Source organism: Lichenibacterium ramalinae, from assembly GCF_004137085.1.
Taxonomy (GTDB): Bacteria; Pseudomonadota; Alphaproteobacteria; order Rhizobiales; family Beijerinckiaceae; genus Lichenihabitans; species Lichenihabitans ramalinae.
In genome coordinates this window covers 115673-131234 of sequence record NZ_QYBC01000007.1, presented here as the reverse complement: position 1 = coordinate 131234, position 15562 = coordinate 115673, and the positions used below count along the sequence as shown (strand labels likewise).

General features: G+C 75.3%; 9 protein-coding genes. 3 read left to right on the top strand and 6 right to left on the bottom strand.

What is annotated here, in order from left to right; all coding sequences use genetic code 11:
* The first annotated feature begins 50 nt into the window (after positions 1-50).
* Positions 51-281: a BolA family protein gene (locus D3272_RS10035; protein WP_129219028.1), complete on the top strand. Its 231-nt coding sequence runs from the start codon at positions 51-53 to the stop codon at positions 279-281.
* Positions 282-329: 48 nt separating this feature from the next.
* On the opposite strand, the gene D3272_RS10030 is transcribed toward D3272_RS10035, so the two are convergent.
* The 3 genes from D3272_RS10030 to D3272_RS10020 form a co-directional block, all read right to left on the bottom strand.
* A complete protein-coding gene (locus D3272_RS10030) occupies positions 330-1367 on the bottom strand; it encodes an NAD(P)/FAD-dependent oxidoreductase (protein ID WP_129219027.1) in 1038 nt (345 codons plus the stop codon).
* 194 nt (positions 1368-1561) lie between these two features.
* On the bottom strand, positions 1562-1882 hold the full coding sequence (locus tag D3272_RS10025; RefSeq protein WP_129219026.1) for a 2Fe-2S iron-sulfur cluster-binding protein: 321 nt from the start codon (positions 1880-1882) through the stop codon (positions 1562-1564).
* A 191-nt stretch (positions 1883-2073) separates the two neighbouring features.
* Positions 2074-2487 (bottom strand): Hpt domain-containing protein, encoded by a 414-nt coding sequence (locus D3272_RS10020; RefSeq protein WP_129219025.1) that lies wholly within the window; start codon positions 2485-2487, stop codon positions 2074-2076.
* 288 nt (positions 2488-2775) lie between these two features.
* Here D3272_RS10020 and D3272_RS10015 point away from each other — a divergent pair, with 288 nt between their 5' ends.
* Both D3272_RS10015 and dgcA read left to right on the top strand, forming a co-directional pair.
* Entirely contained in the window at positions 2776-11286 is an 8511-nt protein-coding gene (locus D3272_RS10015) for an apolipoprotein A-IV repeat region-like domain-containing protein (protein WP_129219024.1), read from the top strand.
* Positions 11283-12287 (top strand): N-acetyl-D-Glu racemase DgcA, encoded by a 1005-nt coding sequence (dgcA, locus tag D3272_RS10010; protein ID WP_129219023.1) that lies wholly within the window; start codon positions 11283-11285, stop codon positions 12285-12287. Before D3272_RS10015 ends, dgcA begins: the two co-directional genes overlap by 4 nt.
* A 13-nt stretch (positions 12288-12300) precedes the next feature.
* Here the strand turns inward: dgcA and nagA are convergent, their stop codons facing one another.
* The 3 genes from nagA to D3272_RS09995 are packed head-to-tail and all read right to left on the bottom strand — an operon-like array spanning position 12301 to position 15222.
* A complete protein-coding gene (gene nagA, locus D3272_RS10005; RefSeq protein WP_129219022.1) occupies positions 12301-13446 on the bottom strand; it encodes an N-acetylglucosamine-6-phosphate deacetylase in 1146 nt (381 codons plus the stop codon).
* Positions 13446-14465: an SIS domain-containing protein gene (locus D3272_RS10000; protein WP_129219021.1), complete on the bottom strand. Its 1020-nt coding sequence runs from the start codon at positions 14463-14465 to the stop codon at positions 13446-13448. The genes nagA and D3272_RS10000 overlap by 1 nt, the downstream gene beginning before the upstream one ends.
* A 4-nt stretch (positions 14466-14469) precedes the next feature.
* On the bottom strand, positions 14470-15222 hold the full coding sequence (locus D3272_RS09995; RefSeq protein WP_129219020.1) for a GntR family transcriptional regulator: 753 nt from the start codon (positions 15220-15222) through the stop codon (positions 14470-14472).
* Positions 15223-15562: the final 340 nt, after the last annotated feature.

Below are 15562 nucleotides of genomic sequence, written 5' to 3'. Positions count from 1 at the left end.
GGGCGCGTGTCGGCTATATCACGGCCCATGTGGGCAGCGGAGTGAACCCGATGGCGATGGAATCCAGCGAGATCGAACGGCTGATCAAGGAGGCCCTGCCCGACGCCACGGTCGAGATCCGCGATCTCGCCGGCGACGGGGACCATTATGCCGCGACCGTGGTGTCGCCCTCCTTCAAGGGCAAGAGCCGGGTGCAGCAGCACCAGATCGTGTATGCGGCGCTGAAGGGCAACATGGGCGGCGTCCTGCACGCCCTGGCGCTGCAGACGTCGGCGGAATGACCCGGCCCGGCCCGGGACGGCGCTTCGCCGCCCCGGCGCCGGCGACGGTCAGCCGACGCCGAGCTTCTTCTGCAGGCTCGTCGACGAGGTCGTGTACTGGAAGGTCAGCCGCTTCTCCGGGAACACGTAGCGGTGGACGCGCTGGGCGGCCAGCGCGGCCTCGTGGAAGCCCGACAGGATGAGCTTCAGCTTGCCCGGGTAGGTGTTGATGTCGCCGATGGCGAAGATGCCCGGCACGCTGGTCTCGAACCGCTCCGTGTCGACCGGGACGAGGTTCTCGTGGAGGTTCAGGCCCCAGTCCGCCACGGGGCCGAGCTTCATGGTCAGGCCGAAGAAGGGCAGCATGACGTCGCAGGCCACCTCGGTCGCGGTCCCGTCCTCGTGCTTCACCGTCACGCCGGCGAGCTGGCCGTCCGCGCCCTGCAGGGCCGCGACCTGGCCGATGGCGAGGTCCATCGTGCCGGCGGCGACGTGGCCCCGCATGGCGTTCACCGAATGGGGCGCGGCCCGGAAGGCGTCGCGGCGGTGCAGCACGGTCACGCGGCTCGCCACGGGATGCAGGTTCAGCGCCCAGTCGAGCGCCGAGTCGCCGCCGCCGACGATCAGCACGCGCTTGCCGGCGAACTGCTCCATCTTGCGGACGGCATAGAAGACCGACTTGCTCTCGTAGGCCTCGATGCCGGCGATGGGCGGCTTCTTGGGCTGGAACGAGCCGCCGCCGGCCGCGATCAGCACGGTCTTGGCCTCAAACTCGGTGCCGGCGTCGGTCACGACCCGGAACAGCGGGGCGGTGGCGCTGCCGATCGGCTCCAGGGCCGCCACCATCTCGCCGTGGTGGAACTGGGGCGAGAAGGGCTTGGCCTGTTCGACGAGGTTGTTGACCAGCGCCTGGCCGGTGACGATGGGGAACCCCGGGATGTCGTAGATGGGCTTCTCGGGATAGAGTTCGGCGCATTGCCCGCCCGACATCGACAGGATGTCGACGAGGTGGGCGCGCACGTCGAGCAGACCGAGCTCGAAGACCGCGAAGAGGCCCACCGGCCCGGCCCCGACGATCAACGCGTCGGTCTTGATGATGTCGCTCATCCCCGTCCCCAAAACCCCGACCTGCCCGCCACCGGGCCGCGGCGCCTCCGTCGCGTCGCCCCGGGCCGGACCCCTTTCACCATGCTACGGCGCGTGTTGCACCGCGACAATCGACGCGGCCTGCCGGAGATCCGCCCCGCGGCCCTTGGCCTTCGACGCCTTGGACACCGGGCCGGAACCGGCCCGGCCGACGATCAGCCCTGGCGGGACGGCGTGCGCACCACGAGGCCGTCGAGCTGCGGCTTGACCTTGATCTGGCACGACAGGCGGGATGTCGGCTGCACCTCGAAGGCGAAGTCGAGCATGTCCTCCTCCATCGGCTCGGGCTTGCCGGTCTTGTCGGCCCAGGCCGGGTCCACGTAGACATGGCAGGTGGCGCAGGCGCAGGCGCCGCCGCATTCGGCCTCGATCTCGGGCACGGCGTTGCGCACCGCGGTCTCCATCACGGTGGCGCCCTCTTCGGCGTCGATCGCGCGGGACTGGCCGGCGGAATCTATGAAGGTGATCTTGACCATGCCGCGACTGACCCGCTCCGCACCGTAGACGTCGGCCCGCGGGCGGATGGGCCGGCGCGGGTCGCGGCCGCGCCGCCGTAGGTCGCGAGGCCACCGGCGGGTTCTAGGGCAGTTCGCAGCCGTTGGCGAGGCCGGAAAACCGGGCGTTACCGCGCAGGCGGCCCGCTGTCTCCGGCCCGAGCGCCGTTGCGTCAGGCGTCGAGCAGGCCGCCGATATAGGTGCAGGCTTCCTCGACCGCGGCCCGCATTCCGGCCCGGTCCGCTTCCCCGAGGACGGCCTCGGGGCGGGCGCGCAGCGCCGCCTCGTGGCGCTCGGCGAGGCCCGCGACCCGGTGGGCCCCGACCACGCGGGCCGAGCCGACCAGCGTGTGCAGGAGCTCGCTCGCCGGCAGGCATGAAACGGAATCGTCGCCGACCTCGGCTTCGAGCCCGGCCTGGATCTGCCGGGCCTGGCGCACGAACAGGCGCAGCAGTTCGGTTTCGAGACGCTTGTCGCCGAAGCACTGGCGGCTGAGGTGCACGAGGTCGACGGGGCGCTCGCCGTCGTGGCGGCGGGCCGGCGCCTCAGGCCCGGGTTCCGGGGCGCGAAGGGCGGAGGATCTCATACGCGAACTCCTGCAGTGGGGTCTCGGCCCCCAGCCGCCGGGGACGGGCGGGACCGCGCCGCCGAAGGCACGGAGCACGAGGGCGCGGGGCATGGGGTTTCAGAGGTGAACAAGCCGTTAACGACGTTGGCCGATCCTGTTTCGGGGTGGTTTCCATCCCCCGACGCGCCGAGTAGACTGCCGTTTGGTTAATGTTTCGCATTCGATCGATCGTTGGGGCCGGGCGGCCCGCGATCCATTCGACGACGAGGCCTTGACCGCGTGAGTCCCAGATCGGGTGAGGCGAGTATGGCTGTAAAGAACGAAGCCAAGGATCCGGCCGCCGCGGCCCTCCTGGCGATCGAGGAAGCCCTCAACCTCGTCAACATCGACTCGGATTCCGACGACGACGCCGACACGTCCCCCGCGGCACCGCCCGCCGCGGTCGACGTCCCGGACCGGAACCGCGACCCCGCCCCCATGCCCCGCATGACGGCGGAACGCGGCGGCACGCCGCCCGCCGAGGCGGCGCCCGCGATCGGCCCGGCCGACGCCCTGGCGCGCCAGGCGGGACGCGCCCCGGCCGGCGCCGCGGCCGCCAACGGTGCCCTGACGGCCGCCAGCCTCCACGCCAACGACGACCGCCGCTCGGTCGGGCAGTTGCTCGCCGCCCTGCAGACGCGCCCGAGCGGCACGCCCTTCCTGCTCGCCGGCATCGGCTCGGTCCTGTGGGCGGTCGTGTGCGGCTACGGGCTCTACGCCGAGGGCACCTTCGGGGGGGGTCTGTCGGCCGCCACCGCGGCGCGTCCCGACGTCCTCGCCGGCATCGGTGCCCTGGTGGGCCCGGCCGTGTTCTTCTTCATCATCGCGGCGCTGATGCGCCGCACGCAGGAACTGCGCCTCACCACCCGTTCCATGGCGGCCATCGCGGTGCGGCTCGCCGAGCCGGAAACGATCGCGACCGAACAGGTCGTGAGCCTGTCGCAGGCGATCCGCCGCGAGGTCGCCTCCATGGGCGACGGCATCGAGCGGGCGCTGGCCCGCGCCGGCGAACTCGAAACCATCGTGCGCAACGAGGTGGCCAACCTCGAACGCTCCTACACCGACAACGAGCGCCGCATCCGCTCGATGATCGACGAACTGACCAACGAGCGCGAAGCCATCGTGGCCAACGCCGACCGGGTGCGCGGCGCCATCGCGGGTGCCCACGAGAGCCTCGCGCGCGACCTCGACAGCGTGTCCGAGCAACTCAGCGCCAGCGTCGCCGAGGCCGGCGGCCGGGTCACCGAGGCGCTCGACGTGAAGGGCCGCGAGATCACCGGCTCGATGGCGCTGATCGGCGACGCCACCGCCGCCTCCATCGACCAGCAGGGCGCCGCCATTGCGGAGCGCCTGCACGTCGCCGTCGATACGGTGACCAACCGCCTCGACGACACGGGCGAGCGCGTGTCGCGCGACATCGCCGACCAGGTGGCGGCGGTGGACGAGCGTCTGCGCCGCAGCGGCGACGACCTCGCCGCCCATCTCGCCACCCGCGGCGATGCCGTGACGGAGCGCGTCGACCTCCTCGCCATGCGGATCGGCGACGATGTCGCGGCCCGGGGCGACGCCCTGGCGGTGCGGCTCACCGCCATCCAGGACGAGCTGCGCGACGTCGTCACGGCCTACGGGACGGCGCTCGACGGCACGTTGACGGCCACCGGCGAGCGCATCGCGGCCCGGATCGGCGAGCGCGCCGAAAGCGTCGCGGCCGAGTTCGAGACGGCGAGCGAGAACATCGCCAGCCTGTTCGACATCCGCCGCGCCGAGCTCACCGCCGCGTCCGACCAGCTCGGCGCGCTGTTCCACGACCGCACGGCCGCCGCCCAGGCGACCTTCGATGCCGCGCAGAGCGACCTCGCCGCGCTGTTCGAGACCCGGCTCGACGACCTGTCGGGCTTCGGCAAGGGCGTGCTGAAGGGCATCGACGAGCGCGCCACGGCGTCCCGCGCCGCCTTCGCCTCGGCCGCCGCCGATTTCCAGCTGCTGATCGAGGACCGCGAAGCGCAGCTCGTCGACATCGCCGACCGCGCCAGCACCGGGGTGGCGGCCCGCACCGCGGAAGCGCGCGACGGCCTCGCCGCCGCCGTGGCCGAGATGGAAGCCATGCTGGCCGGCCACCACGCCGAGCTCGATGCCGCCCGCGACCGCCTCATGGGCCGGCTCGGGGACCACGCGGAAGGCGTGCGCGCCGCGCTCGACGCCTCCAACGACAACATGGCCCGCGCCTTCGCCGAGCGGGAAGCGCAGCTCGCCGCGGCGGGCGAGCGCTTCGCCGCCCTCGTCGAGAACGCCGAGCTGCGCGACGACCTCGACCGCTCGGCGGCCTCGCTCGCCGAAGCCATCGACGCCCACCGCGCCGAACTCGTCGCGACCGGCGACCGGCTGTCCGGCCTGCTCGACAGCCACATCGTGGGCACCCGCGAGGTGACGGAGGCCGCCAACGCCGACCTCGACCGGCTCTTCGTCGACGGCCAGACCCGCACGGTGGTGCTGGCCGACGGCCTCGCCGAAACCTTGGGCGAGCGTCTCGCCGCCGTGCAGGACGCGCTCGGACATCTCCAGGCCGTGCTCGACGCCCACCGGGCCGACCTCGGCGCCGCCACCGACGGCGTCGCGAGCCTGCTCGACCGGCATGCCGCCACCACCCGCGAGGCCGTCGACGGCTCGGCTGAAACCGTGGAAGGCGTGCTCGAGGCGCGCCGTGCCGACCTCCAGCTCGCCGCCGAGCGGGTGGGGCAGATCGTTTCGGACCAGCTCGGCGCGGCCCGCGGCCTCGTCGAGGAGGTCGGCACATCGCTCGACCAGCTCCTGGCAGAGCGCCAGCGCGACCTCGCCGAGGCCGGCGACCGCTTCCTCGCCGCCATGGACGAGCGCTCCCACGCGCTCCACACCGACCTCGCCGGCTCGGGCGACCGCCTCGCCGCCATGCTGGAAACGCGCGGGGGCGACATCGGCGGCTCGACCGACCGGCTCGAAACCCTGCTCGACGGCCATGCCGCGCAGATCCGCACCGTGGTGGATGCCGCGGCGGAGTCGCTCGACGCGCTGCTGGCGCAGCGCCAGGCGTCCCTCGCCGCCGCCGTGGACGGCGCCGCAGCCGCCATCGAGGGCATGGGGGCGGCCGGCGACGGGCTGGCGGCCGGGCTCGATTCCCGCCTCGCCGAGACCCGCCGGGCTCTGGACGACGCCCGCCGCGCCATGGACGAGGACCGGGCCGGCATCGTGGCGGCCGTCGAACGCCACGCCGCCGATGTCGACGGCCGCGCCGCCGCGGCCCGCGAGGCGGCCGACGCCTCCGCGGCCGCGCTCGACGCCACCCTCGACGCCCACCACGCCCGCTTCGTCGCGGCCGGCGAGGCCCTCGCCGCCGTGATCGCCGCCCAGGCCGCCGCCGCCCACGAGGCCCTGACGGGGTCGGGCGACGCCGTCGGTCAAACCTTCGACGCCCACCAGGCCCGGCTGCGCGGCGCCGGCGACGACTTCGCCGCCCTGGTCGCGACCCGCACCGCCGCCGCCCGCGAAGGGCTCGCGGCGCTGTCGGCCTCCGTCGACGGCGTGCTGGCCGAGCAGGCCGACCGCATCGCGACCGTGGGCGACCGGCTCCTCGCCGAGATCGAGACCCGCACGGCCGCCGCGCGCGACGCCCTCGAAGCTTCCGCCGAAGGCCTGCGCGACGCGGTGGCGGCGCGGCACGACGAGATCGTCGATGCCGGGGACCGGATCGCCGCCGTCGTGGACGACCGCACCGCGGCGGCCCGCGACACGCTGGCGGCTTCGAGCAACGCGCTGGACGCCACGCTCGACGCGCATCGCCGCAAGCTCGCCGCGGCGAACGACGACCTGCTGGCAGGCGTCGAGAGCCGGACCGCGCAGCTCGCCTCCGCCGTGGCCGAGGCCGGCGACGCGCTGGCCCGCAACGTCGGCGACGGGGAAACGCGCCTGCTCTCGGCGGGCGACCACCTGCTCGCCGCCATCGACGACCGGACGGCGGCGGCGCGCGACGCCCTCGCCCAGGCGAGCGACACGCTGGCCGAGATCGTCGAGGGCCGCAGCGCCGACCTCGGCGGCCTCAACGAGACCCTGACGCGCCGCCTCGACGACCATGTGGCCGCCACCCGGGGCGTCATGGGCGAGGCCGAGGGCGCCTTCGAGCGGCTCTTCGCCGACCGCCGCGGCGAGATCGCCACCGCCGCCGCCGAGGCCGCCATCCTGGTCGAAACCCGCACGGCCGCGGCCCGCGACGCCATCGCGGCCTCGGGCGAGGAGCTACGCCGGCTGTTCGGCGAGCGCGAACAGCGCATCGCCGCCGACGGCGAGCGGCTGGCCGGGCTGATCGCGTCCCAGACCGAGGCGGCCGAAAGGCTGCTCGAAACCTCGGGCACGACCCTCGGCAGCCGCATCGAGGGGCACCGCGAGGCGCTGGCGGCCGCCGGCGACGGCATCGCCGCCACCATCGCCGACCGCACCGCGGCGGCGCGCGCCGCGCTCGACGCTTCCCTGGGCGACCTCCGGCAGGTCTTCGCGGGGCGCGAGGAGGCCGTGCGCGGCGTGCTCGCCGGCCACGTCGACGTGCTGCGCGACAGCTTCGTCGAGGCGACCGAGACCGCCCTGTCGGGCCTCGGCCGGACCACCGGCACGCTGCACCGCCGGTTCGCCGAAACGGCCGCCGAGGCGGTGTCGGCCATCGGCACGCAGGGCGACCGCCTGAACGCCAGCCTGGTGGACCGCGTCGCCGCCTTCGAGCGGGTCGTCCTCGAACCCGGTGCCGCCATGGCGGACGACCTCGGGGCGCAGGCCGATCGGGTCGCCGCGGAACTCGCCGCCGGCGGTGCCCGCATCGAAGCCGCCTTCGCCGACCACGCCACCGCCTACAATGCCGGCACGGCCCGGCACGTGTCCGACCTGACCGCCAACATCGACCGCCACCTCGGCGCGCTCGACGCCGTGCTGGGCGAGAAGGGCGACACCCTGGTGGAGCGGCTGGGCGAGCGGACGCGCGAAGCCAGCGACGGCTTCGAGCGGCAGGTCGCCGGCTTCGCGGCGAGCGTGGACGGCCGCGCCGAAAGCCTGCGTGCCGCCATCACCGACGCCTTCCGGCAGGTCGAGGCCGGGCTCGACGCCCGCAGCCGCGGCCTCACCGAGGCGCTGGCGCTGCGGGCGCTGGAACTCACCCAGGTGCTCGACGACGGCGGCCGGGGCATCGACGGCACGCTGGCGGCGCGCAGCCGCGACGTCGCCGAGGTCCTGTCGCAGCGCACCGCCGCGCTCGGCGCTGTGCTGGCGGTCCGCCAGGACGAGATCGCGGCGGCGGCCGAGCGGCTCGAAGCCCTCGCGGCCGAACTCGACGCGGGCGCCGGCATCGTCGACGAGCGCTTGGCGGCGCGCGCCGACGAGATCAGCCGGATGGTCACGGCGGGCGTGGAAGGGCTCGACCACGCGCTCGACGGCGAGGGCGCCCGCGTCACGGAGCTCCTGGACCGGCAGATCGACGGGCTGCGCCGCGCCCTGGCCGAGAGCGGCGACGCCGCGGCGACGGCCCTCGAGGAGCGCACCGCCTGGATGCGCGACACGCTGGGGGCCCGCCTCGACGACGTGGGCTCGCATCTCGACTCGGCGTCCGTGCGCCTGCAGGTGACGCTCGAGGAGCGCGCCGAAGCCATCGATCGCGCCGTGACCGACCACGTCGCCAGCATGCGCACGGCGATCGACGACGGGGCCGCCGGCCTCCGCGATGCCGTCGGCACGCAGGTGTCGGACCTCGCCGCGCAGTTCCGCGCCGCGCATACGGGGCTCGACACCCAGCTCGGCACGGTGGGCACCACCCTCACGGGCCACATCGGCGCCCTGCGCACGACGCTGGACCTGTCGGTGTCGACGCTCGGCGGCGCGCTCGACGCCCACGCGGCCGAGATCGCCCGCCGCGTCGAGGAGCTCAACGCCACGCTCGACGCCCGTTCGGGCGAGATCGGCGACAGCCTCGGCCACCATGCGGCCGACATCCGCGACACGATCGACGGCCGCGGCCGCGAGATTGATGCCGCGCTGGCCGGCCACGTCGCCGACCTGCGCCAGGCGCTGGACGGCGCCCTGCGCGACATCGACGGCACGCTCGGCGGTCGGGCCGGCGAGATCGGCGACGCCGTGTCGGGCGGTGCCCGCGAGTTGTCGGCGCATTTCGCCGTCCATGTCGCGGCGCTCGCCCGGACGCTGGAGGACGCCCTGGGCGGGCTCGACGCCGCGCTCGACGGCCATGCCGGGACGGTCAACACCGCCCTGGCCGGCACGGGCCGGGACGTCGACGCCGCCGTCCAGGGCCAGATCGCGGCCCTGCGCGACATCCTCGACGGCGCGGTCGAGGCCGTGGACGCGGCACTGTCGGCGCGCTCGGGCGAGATCCAGGGCGTGCTGGCGGACCGGCGCGAGGACATGGAATCCGGCCTCGCCGCCCAGGTCGCCGTGCTGCAACGCCTCCTCGACACCGCCGGGCGCGACCTCGACGCGGCGCTCGGCGGGCGCGCCGGCGACATCAAGCAGGCCCTGGCGGCGGGTTCGGACGCGCTGAACGACACGCTGAAGACCCATGCGACCGCGCTGCAGCTGCTGCTGGAAGGCGCGACGCTGCGGCTCGACGGCAGCCTGGACAGCCGGACCGGTGCGCTCGACGAAGCCCTGGGCCAGCGGGCCGCCGCCATCGAAAGCGCCGTGCAGGGCCATGCCGACGCCTTCGGCCACAGCGTGGAAACGTCGCTCGAACGCCTGCACGGCGTTCTGGGCGCCCAGGCCGACGAGATCGGCGACACGCTCGAGCGCCGCCGGCACGACATCGAGACCACGCTCGGCGGCACGCTCGAAGCCCTGCGGTCGACGCTGGATGGGGCCGTGGCGGACCTGCAGGGCATCGTCGGATCGCGCGGCTCCGCCGTCGAGGCGGCGCTGCGGGAGCGCATCGACGACATCATGTCGTCGCTGGGCAGCCGGCTCGAGGAGATGTCGTCGACGCTCGACGGCCGCGGACGCCGGCTCGCCGAAACCCTCGCCCAGCGCTCCGGCGACCTGCGCCAGCTCTTCGAGCGCGAAGGCCACCAGATCGTGGAGATGCTGTCGGCCCGGGCCGGCGACGTCGCCCAGGCGATGACCGGCGCGGGCGACACCGTGGCCCAGACGCTCGACGACCGCGCCGCCCATATCCTGTCGGACCTCGACGGCCGGCTCGCCGACCTCGACGGCCGCGTGGCGGGCTTCGACGACCGGCAGGTCGAGATCGCGGCCGCGCTCGAACGGGCCGGAGAGGGCCTGCGGGATGCGATGGACCGGGCGGCCGAACGTGCCGTGTCGGCGCTGAGCGGCACGGGCGACGACCTGCGCCACGGCCTCGGCGACCTCGTCGGTCGGCTCGAGGAGGCCAATGCGGCCCTGTCCGGCCTCGTGGCGCGGGCGGGGACGGACCTCGGCGCCGTCGAAGGGGCGCTCGGGGGACGGCTCGCGGCCTTCGGGCAGCTGCTCGACGCGGCCGGCCGTCAGGTCGAGGGCATGCGCATCTCGTCCGGCACCGCCCTCACGGACGCCGAATCCGTGGCGAGCGCCCTCGAGCGGCACCACCAGGCCCTCGCCGTCTCGGCGCAGGACCTCCGGGCCACCCACGACGACGTGGAATCCGAGATCGAGCGCCGTCGGCTCTCGCTCGACGCCCTCGCGACCAGCATCGGCGCCAAGGCCGGCGAACTCGACACCGCCATGGGCCATTTCACGGCGCTGATCGACGATGCCCTGCAGTCCGCCGAAGCCCGGGCCCGTGACCTCGGCACCTACCTCGCCGATACCGCCCAGGCGGCGGCGGCGGCCGTGGGGGACCACTTCGAGGAGGTGCGCTCCGCCACGGGCGCCGAGGGCGAGAAGACGGCCGCGGCGCTGGAACAGGCCTATGGCCAGGCGGTGCGCGACATGGAACGGCTCTTCGGCGAGGCGGTGGAGCGGTTCCGCGGCTCGGCCGGCGAAGTCCAGGAGATGGCGGCCGACATCGCCCGCCGCTTCGAGGCGGCGCGCGACGACCTGCAGCGGGTGACGCTGGAGCTGCCGCGCGAGACGGCCGAGCAGGCCGTGGAGGTGCGGCGCGTCATCGGCCAGCAGGTCGAGGCTTTGGAAGCCCTGACGGCCCTCATCGCCCACGTGGGCGACGATGCCGCCGACGCCCCGCACGACCGGCCCGCCCCGGCGCTGCCGGCACCGACGGCCACCCCGGCGGCGACCACCCCGGCGGCGGCGACCCCGGCCTCGTCCGCGGCACCCGCGGCGCGGCGCGGCGGCTGGCTGTCCGACCTGCTGGCCAAGGTCGACCGCGACGACGCGGCCGAAGAGGCCGAGCCCGTCAAGGCCGAGCCCGTCAAGGCCGCGGCGCCCGAGCCCGTTCTGGTCGGCGGGGGCGGCGGAACCGCGGGGGCGCTCGCCGCGCTCGACGGCGTCGCCGCCAACATCTCGCGCCTCGTCTACGACAGCGCGCTGATCGACGCCTGGAACCGCCATGCCGGCGGCGAGCGGGACGCCTTCACGATGCGGCTCTACACGCCCGCCGGGCAGCAGAGCTTCGCCGAGATCCGCGCCCGCTACGACGCCGACCCGAACTTCCGGGACACGGTGGACCGCTACGTCCGGGAGTTCGAGCGTCTCCTGGCCGGCGCGGGCCGCGACGACGCCGACGGCGCCCGCGTGCGGGGCGTCATCGCGGCCGCGACCGGCAAGGTCTACGTGCTGCTGGCCCACGCGGCGGGGCGGCTCGGCTGAGCCACGCCGCCGCCCCTGCCCCGCGGCGCCTCGAGGCCGCGGTCGAGCGCCTGCCGCTCGCCCGCCGCTTCGTCATCGCCCGGGGCAGCCGCACCGAGGCCGTGGTGGTGGTGGCGTCGATCACCTCCGGCGCCCACCGCGGCCGCGGCGAGGCGGTGCCGGACGGTCGCTGCGGCGAGACGCCCGAGGGCGTGCTGGCCGCCATCGCGGCGGTGAAGCCGTCGATCGCGGCGGGGGCCACGCGGGGCGACCTCCAGGCCCTCATGGCGCCCGGCGCCGCCCGCAACGCGGTCGATTGCGCGTTGTGGGACCTCGACGCCGAGCGCCTCGGCCTGCGGGCCTGGGAGATCGCCGGCCTGCACCGCCTCGGGCCGGCCGTCACCGCCCACACGGTCTCGCTCGGGCCGCCCGACGCCATGGCGCGGGCCGCCGCGGCGGCGGCGGAGTTTCCGCTCCTCAAGATCAGGCTCGGCGGCCACGACGACGAGGCGGCGCTCGCGGCGGTGCGCGACGCCGCGCCCGACGCCACGCTGATCGTCGACGCCGACGGGGGCTGGACGCCCGACGTGCTGGCGTCGCGCTTCGCCGCCTGCCGGCGCGCCGGGGTCGTGCTGATCGAGCAGCCCCTGCCGGCCGGGCACGACGCGGCGCTGGCGGGCCTGCCTCGCCCCATCCCGGTCTGCGCCGACGAGAGCGCCCGCACGGCCGCCGACCTCGCCGGGCTGCGGGACCGCTACGACGCCGTGACGATCGAGCTCGACAAGGCCGGCGGCCTGACGGCCGCGCTGGAGATGGCGGCGGAAGCCGAACGCCTCGGCTTCGGCATCGTCGTCGGGTCCAGGGTGGGCTCGTCGCTGGGCGCCGCACCGGCGCTGCTGCTGGCGCCGCGCGCCCGCTTCGTCGAACTCGACGGTCCCCTCCTCCTCGCCCGGGATCGCGACCCCGGCCTCGCCTTCGACGGCGCGGTGGTGCATCCCGCCGGGCCGGAGCTGTGGGGCTGAGCGGGCCGCCGCGTCAGGGCGCTTCCGCGCCGCCGATCCAGGTGCGGCGGCAGGCGAGGTCGTCGCCGAGCAGCACGAGGTCCGCCGCCTGCCCGGCCGCGATGCGACCCCGGCCCGCGAGGCGCAGCATCTCGGCCGGGTAGAGGCTCGCCATGCGCAGGGCCTCCTCGAGCGGCTGGTCGAGCATCCCGACGGCGAAGCGCAGGGCGGCGTCCATGGTGAGGTCGGCGCCCGCCAGCGTGCCGTCGTCGAAGGTCAGGGCGCCGCCGCGGCGCGTCACCCGCCGCCCGCTGAGCGTGAAGGTGTCGCCCGGCGCGCCGGCGGGCGGCATGGCGTCCGACACCAGCAGCAGCCGGCCGGGGCCCCGCTTGGCCCGCAGCGCCACCCGAAGCGCGACGGCATCGACGTGCACGCCGTCGGCGATGATGCCGGCCCAGAGGCCGCCGTGGTCCAGCGCCGCCCCGACGACGCCGGGCGCGCGATGGCCGAGCTGCGACATGGCGTTGAAGAGATGCGTCACGCAGCGCGCCCCCGCCTCGGCCGCCGCCATCACGGCCGCGTAGGGGGCATCGCTGTGGCCGATGCTGACGACGACGCCGCCCGCCGTCAGCCGCCGGATCTGCTCGGGCGTCACGGTCTCGGCCGCCACCGTCACCAGCACGGTGTCGAGCCCGGTCGACAGCAGGGCGACGAGGTCGGCCTCCGCCATGGGGCGGATCAGCCCGGGGTCGTGGGCGCCCTTGCGGGCCACCGACAGGTGCGGGCCCTCGATGTGGATGCCGAGCACGCCGGGCCGCCCCTGCGCGATCGCGTCCCGCACGGCCGCCACGGCGAGGGCCTGCCGCTCCGGCCGGTCGGTGATGAAGGTCGGCAGGCAGCCCGTCGTGCCGAAGCGGCGGTGCGCGGCGGCGACGCCCGCCGCGCCGTCGGCCGTCGGGGTCTCGTTGAAGAGCACGCCGCCGCCGCCGTTGACCTGCGCGTCGAGGAAGCCCGGAGCCAGGATGCCGCCGCCGAGATCCTCGACGGGCATGCCGTCCGGCAGGGCGGCGCGGGGCCGCAGTTCGGCGATGCGGCCGTCCGCCACCAGAACGGCCTGGTCGTCGAGGATCTCCGCCCCGGTGAAGACCCGGGCGCCCGCGAGGGCGATGCTCGCCGCCATCACAGCGTCTCCGTGACCTTGCGCAGGTGGCTCGGCCGGTCCGGGTCGTAGCCCCGGGCGCGGCTCAGCGCCTCGGCGAAGCCGTAGAAGGACAGCAGCATCGGCAGCGGGTCGAGCAGCGCGTGCCCGGTCGGGGCGGCGGGAAGCTCGGCGCCCGGCTCCGCCGCGGCCGTGAAGACGCGTCCCCCGGCGGCGGCGAGGCGGGCGACGCTGTCCCGCATGGCACCCCGCGACGCGTCGCCCTGGGCGAAGGCCAGCACGGGAAAGCCCGGTTCGAGCAGCTGCAGCGGCCCGTGCATGACTTCGGCGCCCGAGAAGGCTTCCGCGTGCAGCACCGCCGTCTCCTTCAGCTTCAGCGCCGCTTCGGCCGCCACCGGCAGGGCCGGGCCGCGCCCCACCACATAGGCCGAGGGCGCCGCGGCGAAGATCGGCAGGGCCCCGCTCCAATCGTGGCGGAGCGCCGCCGCCAGCGCGTCCGGCAGCCGCGCCACTGCGGCGCGGAGGTCGTCGTCGTCGGCCCATTCGGCGACGAGGCCGGCCAGGGCTGCGGCCGACGCCATGCAGGTCTTGGTGGCGGCCACGCTGCGCTCGACGCCGGCGCCGAGCGGCACCACGGCATCGGCGCCCGCCGCCAGGGGCGAGTCGTCCTGGTTGACCACCGCGATGGCGAGGGCGCCGGCCGCCCGCGCCGACGCCTGCAGGGCGACGATGTCGGGGCTCTGGCCCGATTGCGACACCGACACCACGACGGCGCCGGCGAGCCGCAGCGGCGCGCGGTAGAGCGACGCCACCGAGGGGCCGACGGAGGCCACCGGCACGCCGAGCAGGATCTCGCACAGGTATTTGAAGAAGGCCGCGGCGTTGTCCGACGAGCCGCGCGCCGACGTCACCACCACGGCGGGATCGCGCCCCCTCAGCCGTTGCCCCAGGGCCCGCAGGGCGGGGCCCTGGCCGGCGAGGAGCCGCGCCACGGCGGCGGGCGTGTCGCGGATCTCGGCCGCCATGAAAGTTTCCGGCATGGGTCTATCCCAGGGTCAGTTCGGCGACGAAGTCGTAGATGTCGCCGCGGTAGAAGCTGCGGGTGAATTCCACGGGCTGGCCGCCCGCGAGGTAAGCCACGCGCTCGATCGCCAGGGCGGCGCTGCCGACCGGGACGGCCAGGAGCTGCGCTTCCTCGCGGCCGAGGTTGGCCGCCGACAGGCGCTGGAGCGCCCGCACGGGCTTGAAGCCGCGGGCGTCGAGCGCCGCGTAGAGCGAGGCCTCGACGTCCAGCGGGTCGTCGAGGAAGCGCCGCGGGATGGCGGCGCGCTCGATCGCCAGGGGCATGCCGTCGGCGAAGCGCAGGCGGCTCAGGCGGGACACGCTGTCCTGCGGCGACAGGGCGAGGTGGATGGCTTCGCGGGTCGACGCCACCGACACGGTGCGGTCGAGCCAGCGGGACGTGGTGGACAGGCCGCGCCGGTGCATGTCCTCGCTGAAGGAGGTCAGGCGCGACAGCGGCTGTTCCAGCGACGGCACCTGCCGCGCCACATAGGTGCCGGAGCCCTGGCGCTGTTCGAGCAGCCCCGCCCCGACGAGGCCCGACAGGGCCTTGCGCACCGTGACGCGCGAGATCGACAGCGTTTGGGCGATCTCGCGCTCGCCCGGCAGCGCGTCGAGGGGCTTGAGGCTGCCGCTGGCGATGGCGCCCTTGATCGCCTCCTGCAGGCGCAGGTAGAGCGGCGTCGCGCCGCCCCCGAGCCCGCCGCGGGCGAAGGGGAAGGCTTCGGCGTTCACCGGGCGGCACCCCGGCGGCACCGCCCCCCCGCCGTCGGCGGCGCCGCGGCGGCCTCGCGCTTGGCGGCGGCCTCGTCCTTGGCGGCGGGACGCGGGAGCGGGACCGAACCACCCGCGCCCGGGGGGACCCGCCGCCCGGCCTCCTCGTCCTGGTCCATCCGCGCACCCCGGCCGTCACGTTCGATCCCTAATACCATACCAGACCATTTTGGCCAGCCCCGCCGCGGCGCCGTCGCGGCGGCGCAGCACCGCCATGCTGCACGGCAGCATGAAGTTTCGCCATACTGCCTGCGATCCGGGCCGCCGCTGTGCAAGCTTTGCGCGGCCGCATGGATTGACG

Bases quoted from the DNA above. Each gene is read 5' to 3' on its own strand.
- D3272_RS10035 (WP_129219028.1), top strand. From the start codon at position 51: ATGGCGATGGAATCCAGCGAGATCGAACGGCTGATCAAGGAGGCCCTG.
- D3272_RS10030 (WP_129219027.1), bottom strand. From the start codon at position 1,367: ATGAGCGACATCATCAAGACCGACGCGTTGATCGTCGGGGCCGGGCCG.
- D3272_RS10025 (WP_129219026.1), bottom strand. From the start codon at position 1,882: ATGGTCAAGATCACCTTCATAGATTCCGCCGGCCAGTCCCGCGCGATC.
- D3272_RS10020 (WP_129219025.1), bottom strand. From the start codon at position 2,487: ATGAGATCCTCCGCCCTTCGCGCCCCGGAACCCGGGCCTGAGGCGCCG.
- D3272_RS10015 (WP_129219024.1), top strand. From the start codon at position 2,776: ATGGCTGTAAAGAACGAAGCCAAGGATCCGGCCGCCGCGGCCCTCCTG.
- nagA (WP_129219022.1), bottom strand. From the start codon at position 13,446: ATGGCGGCGAGCATCGCCCTCGCGGGCGCCCGGGTCTTCACCGGGGCG.
- D3272_RS10000 (WP_129219021.1), bottom strand. From the start codon at position 14,465: ATGCCGGAAACTTTCATGGCGGCCGAGATCCGCGACACGCCCGCCGCC.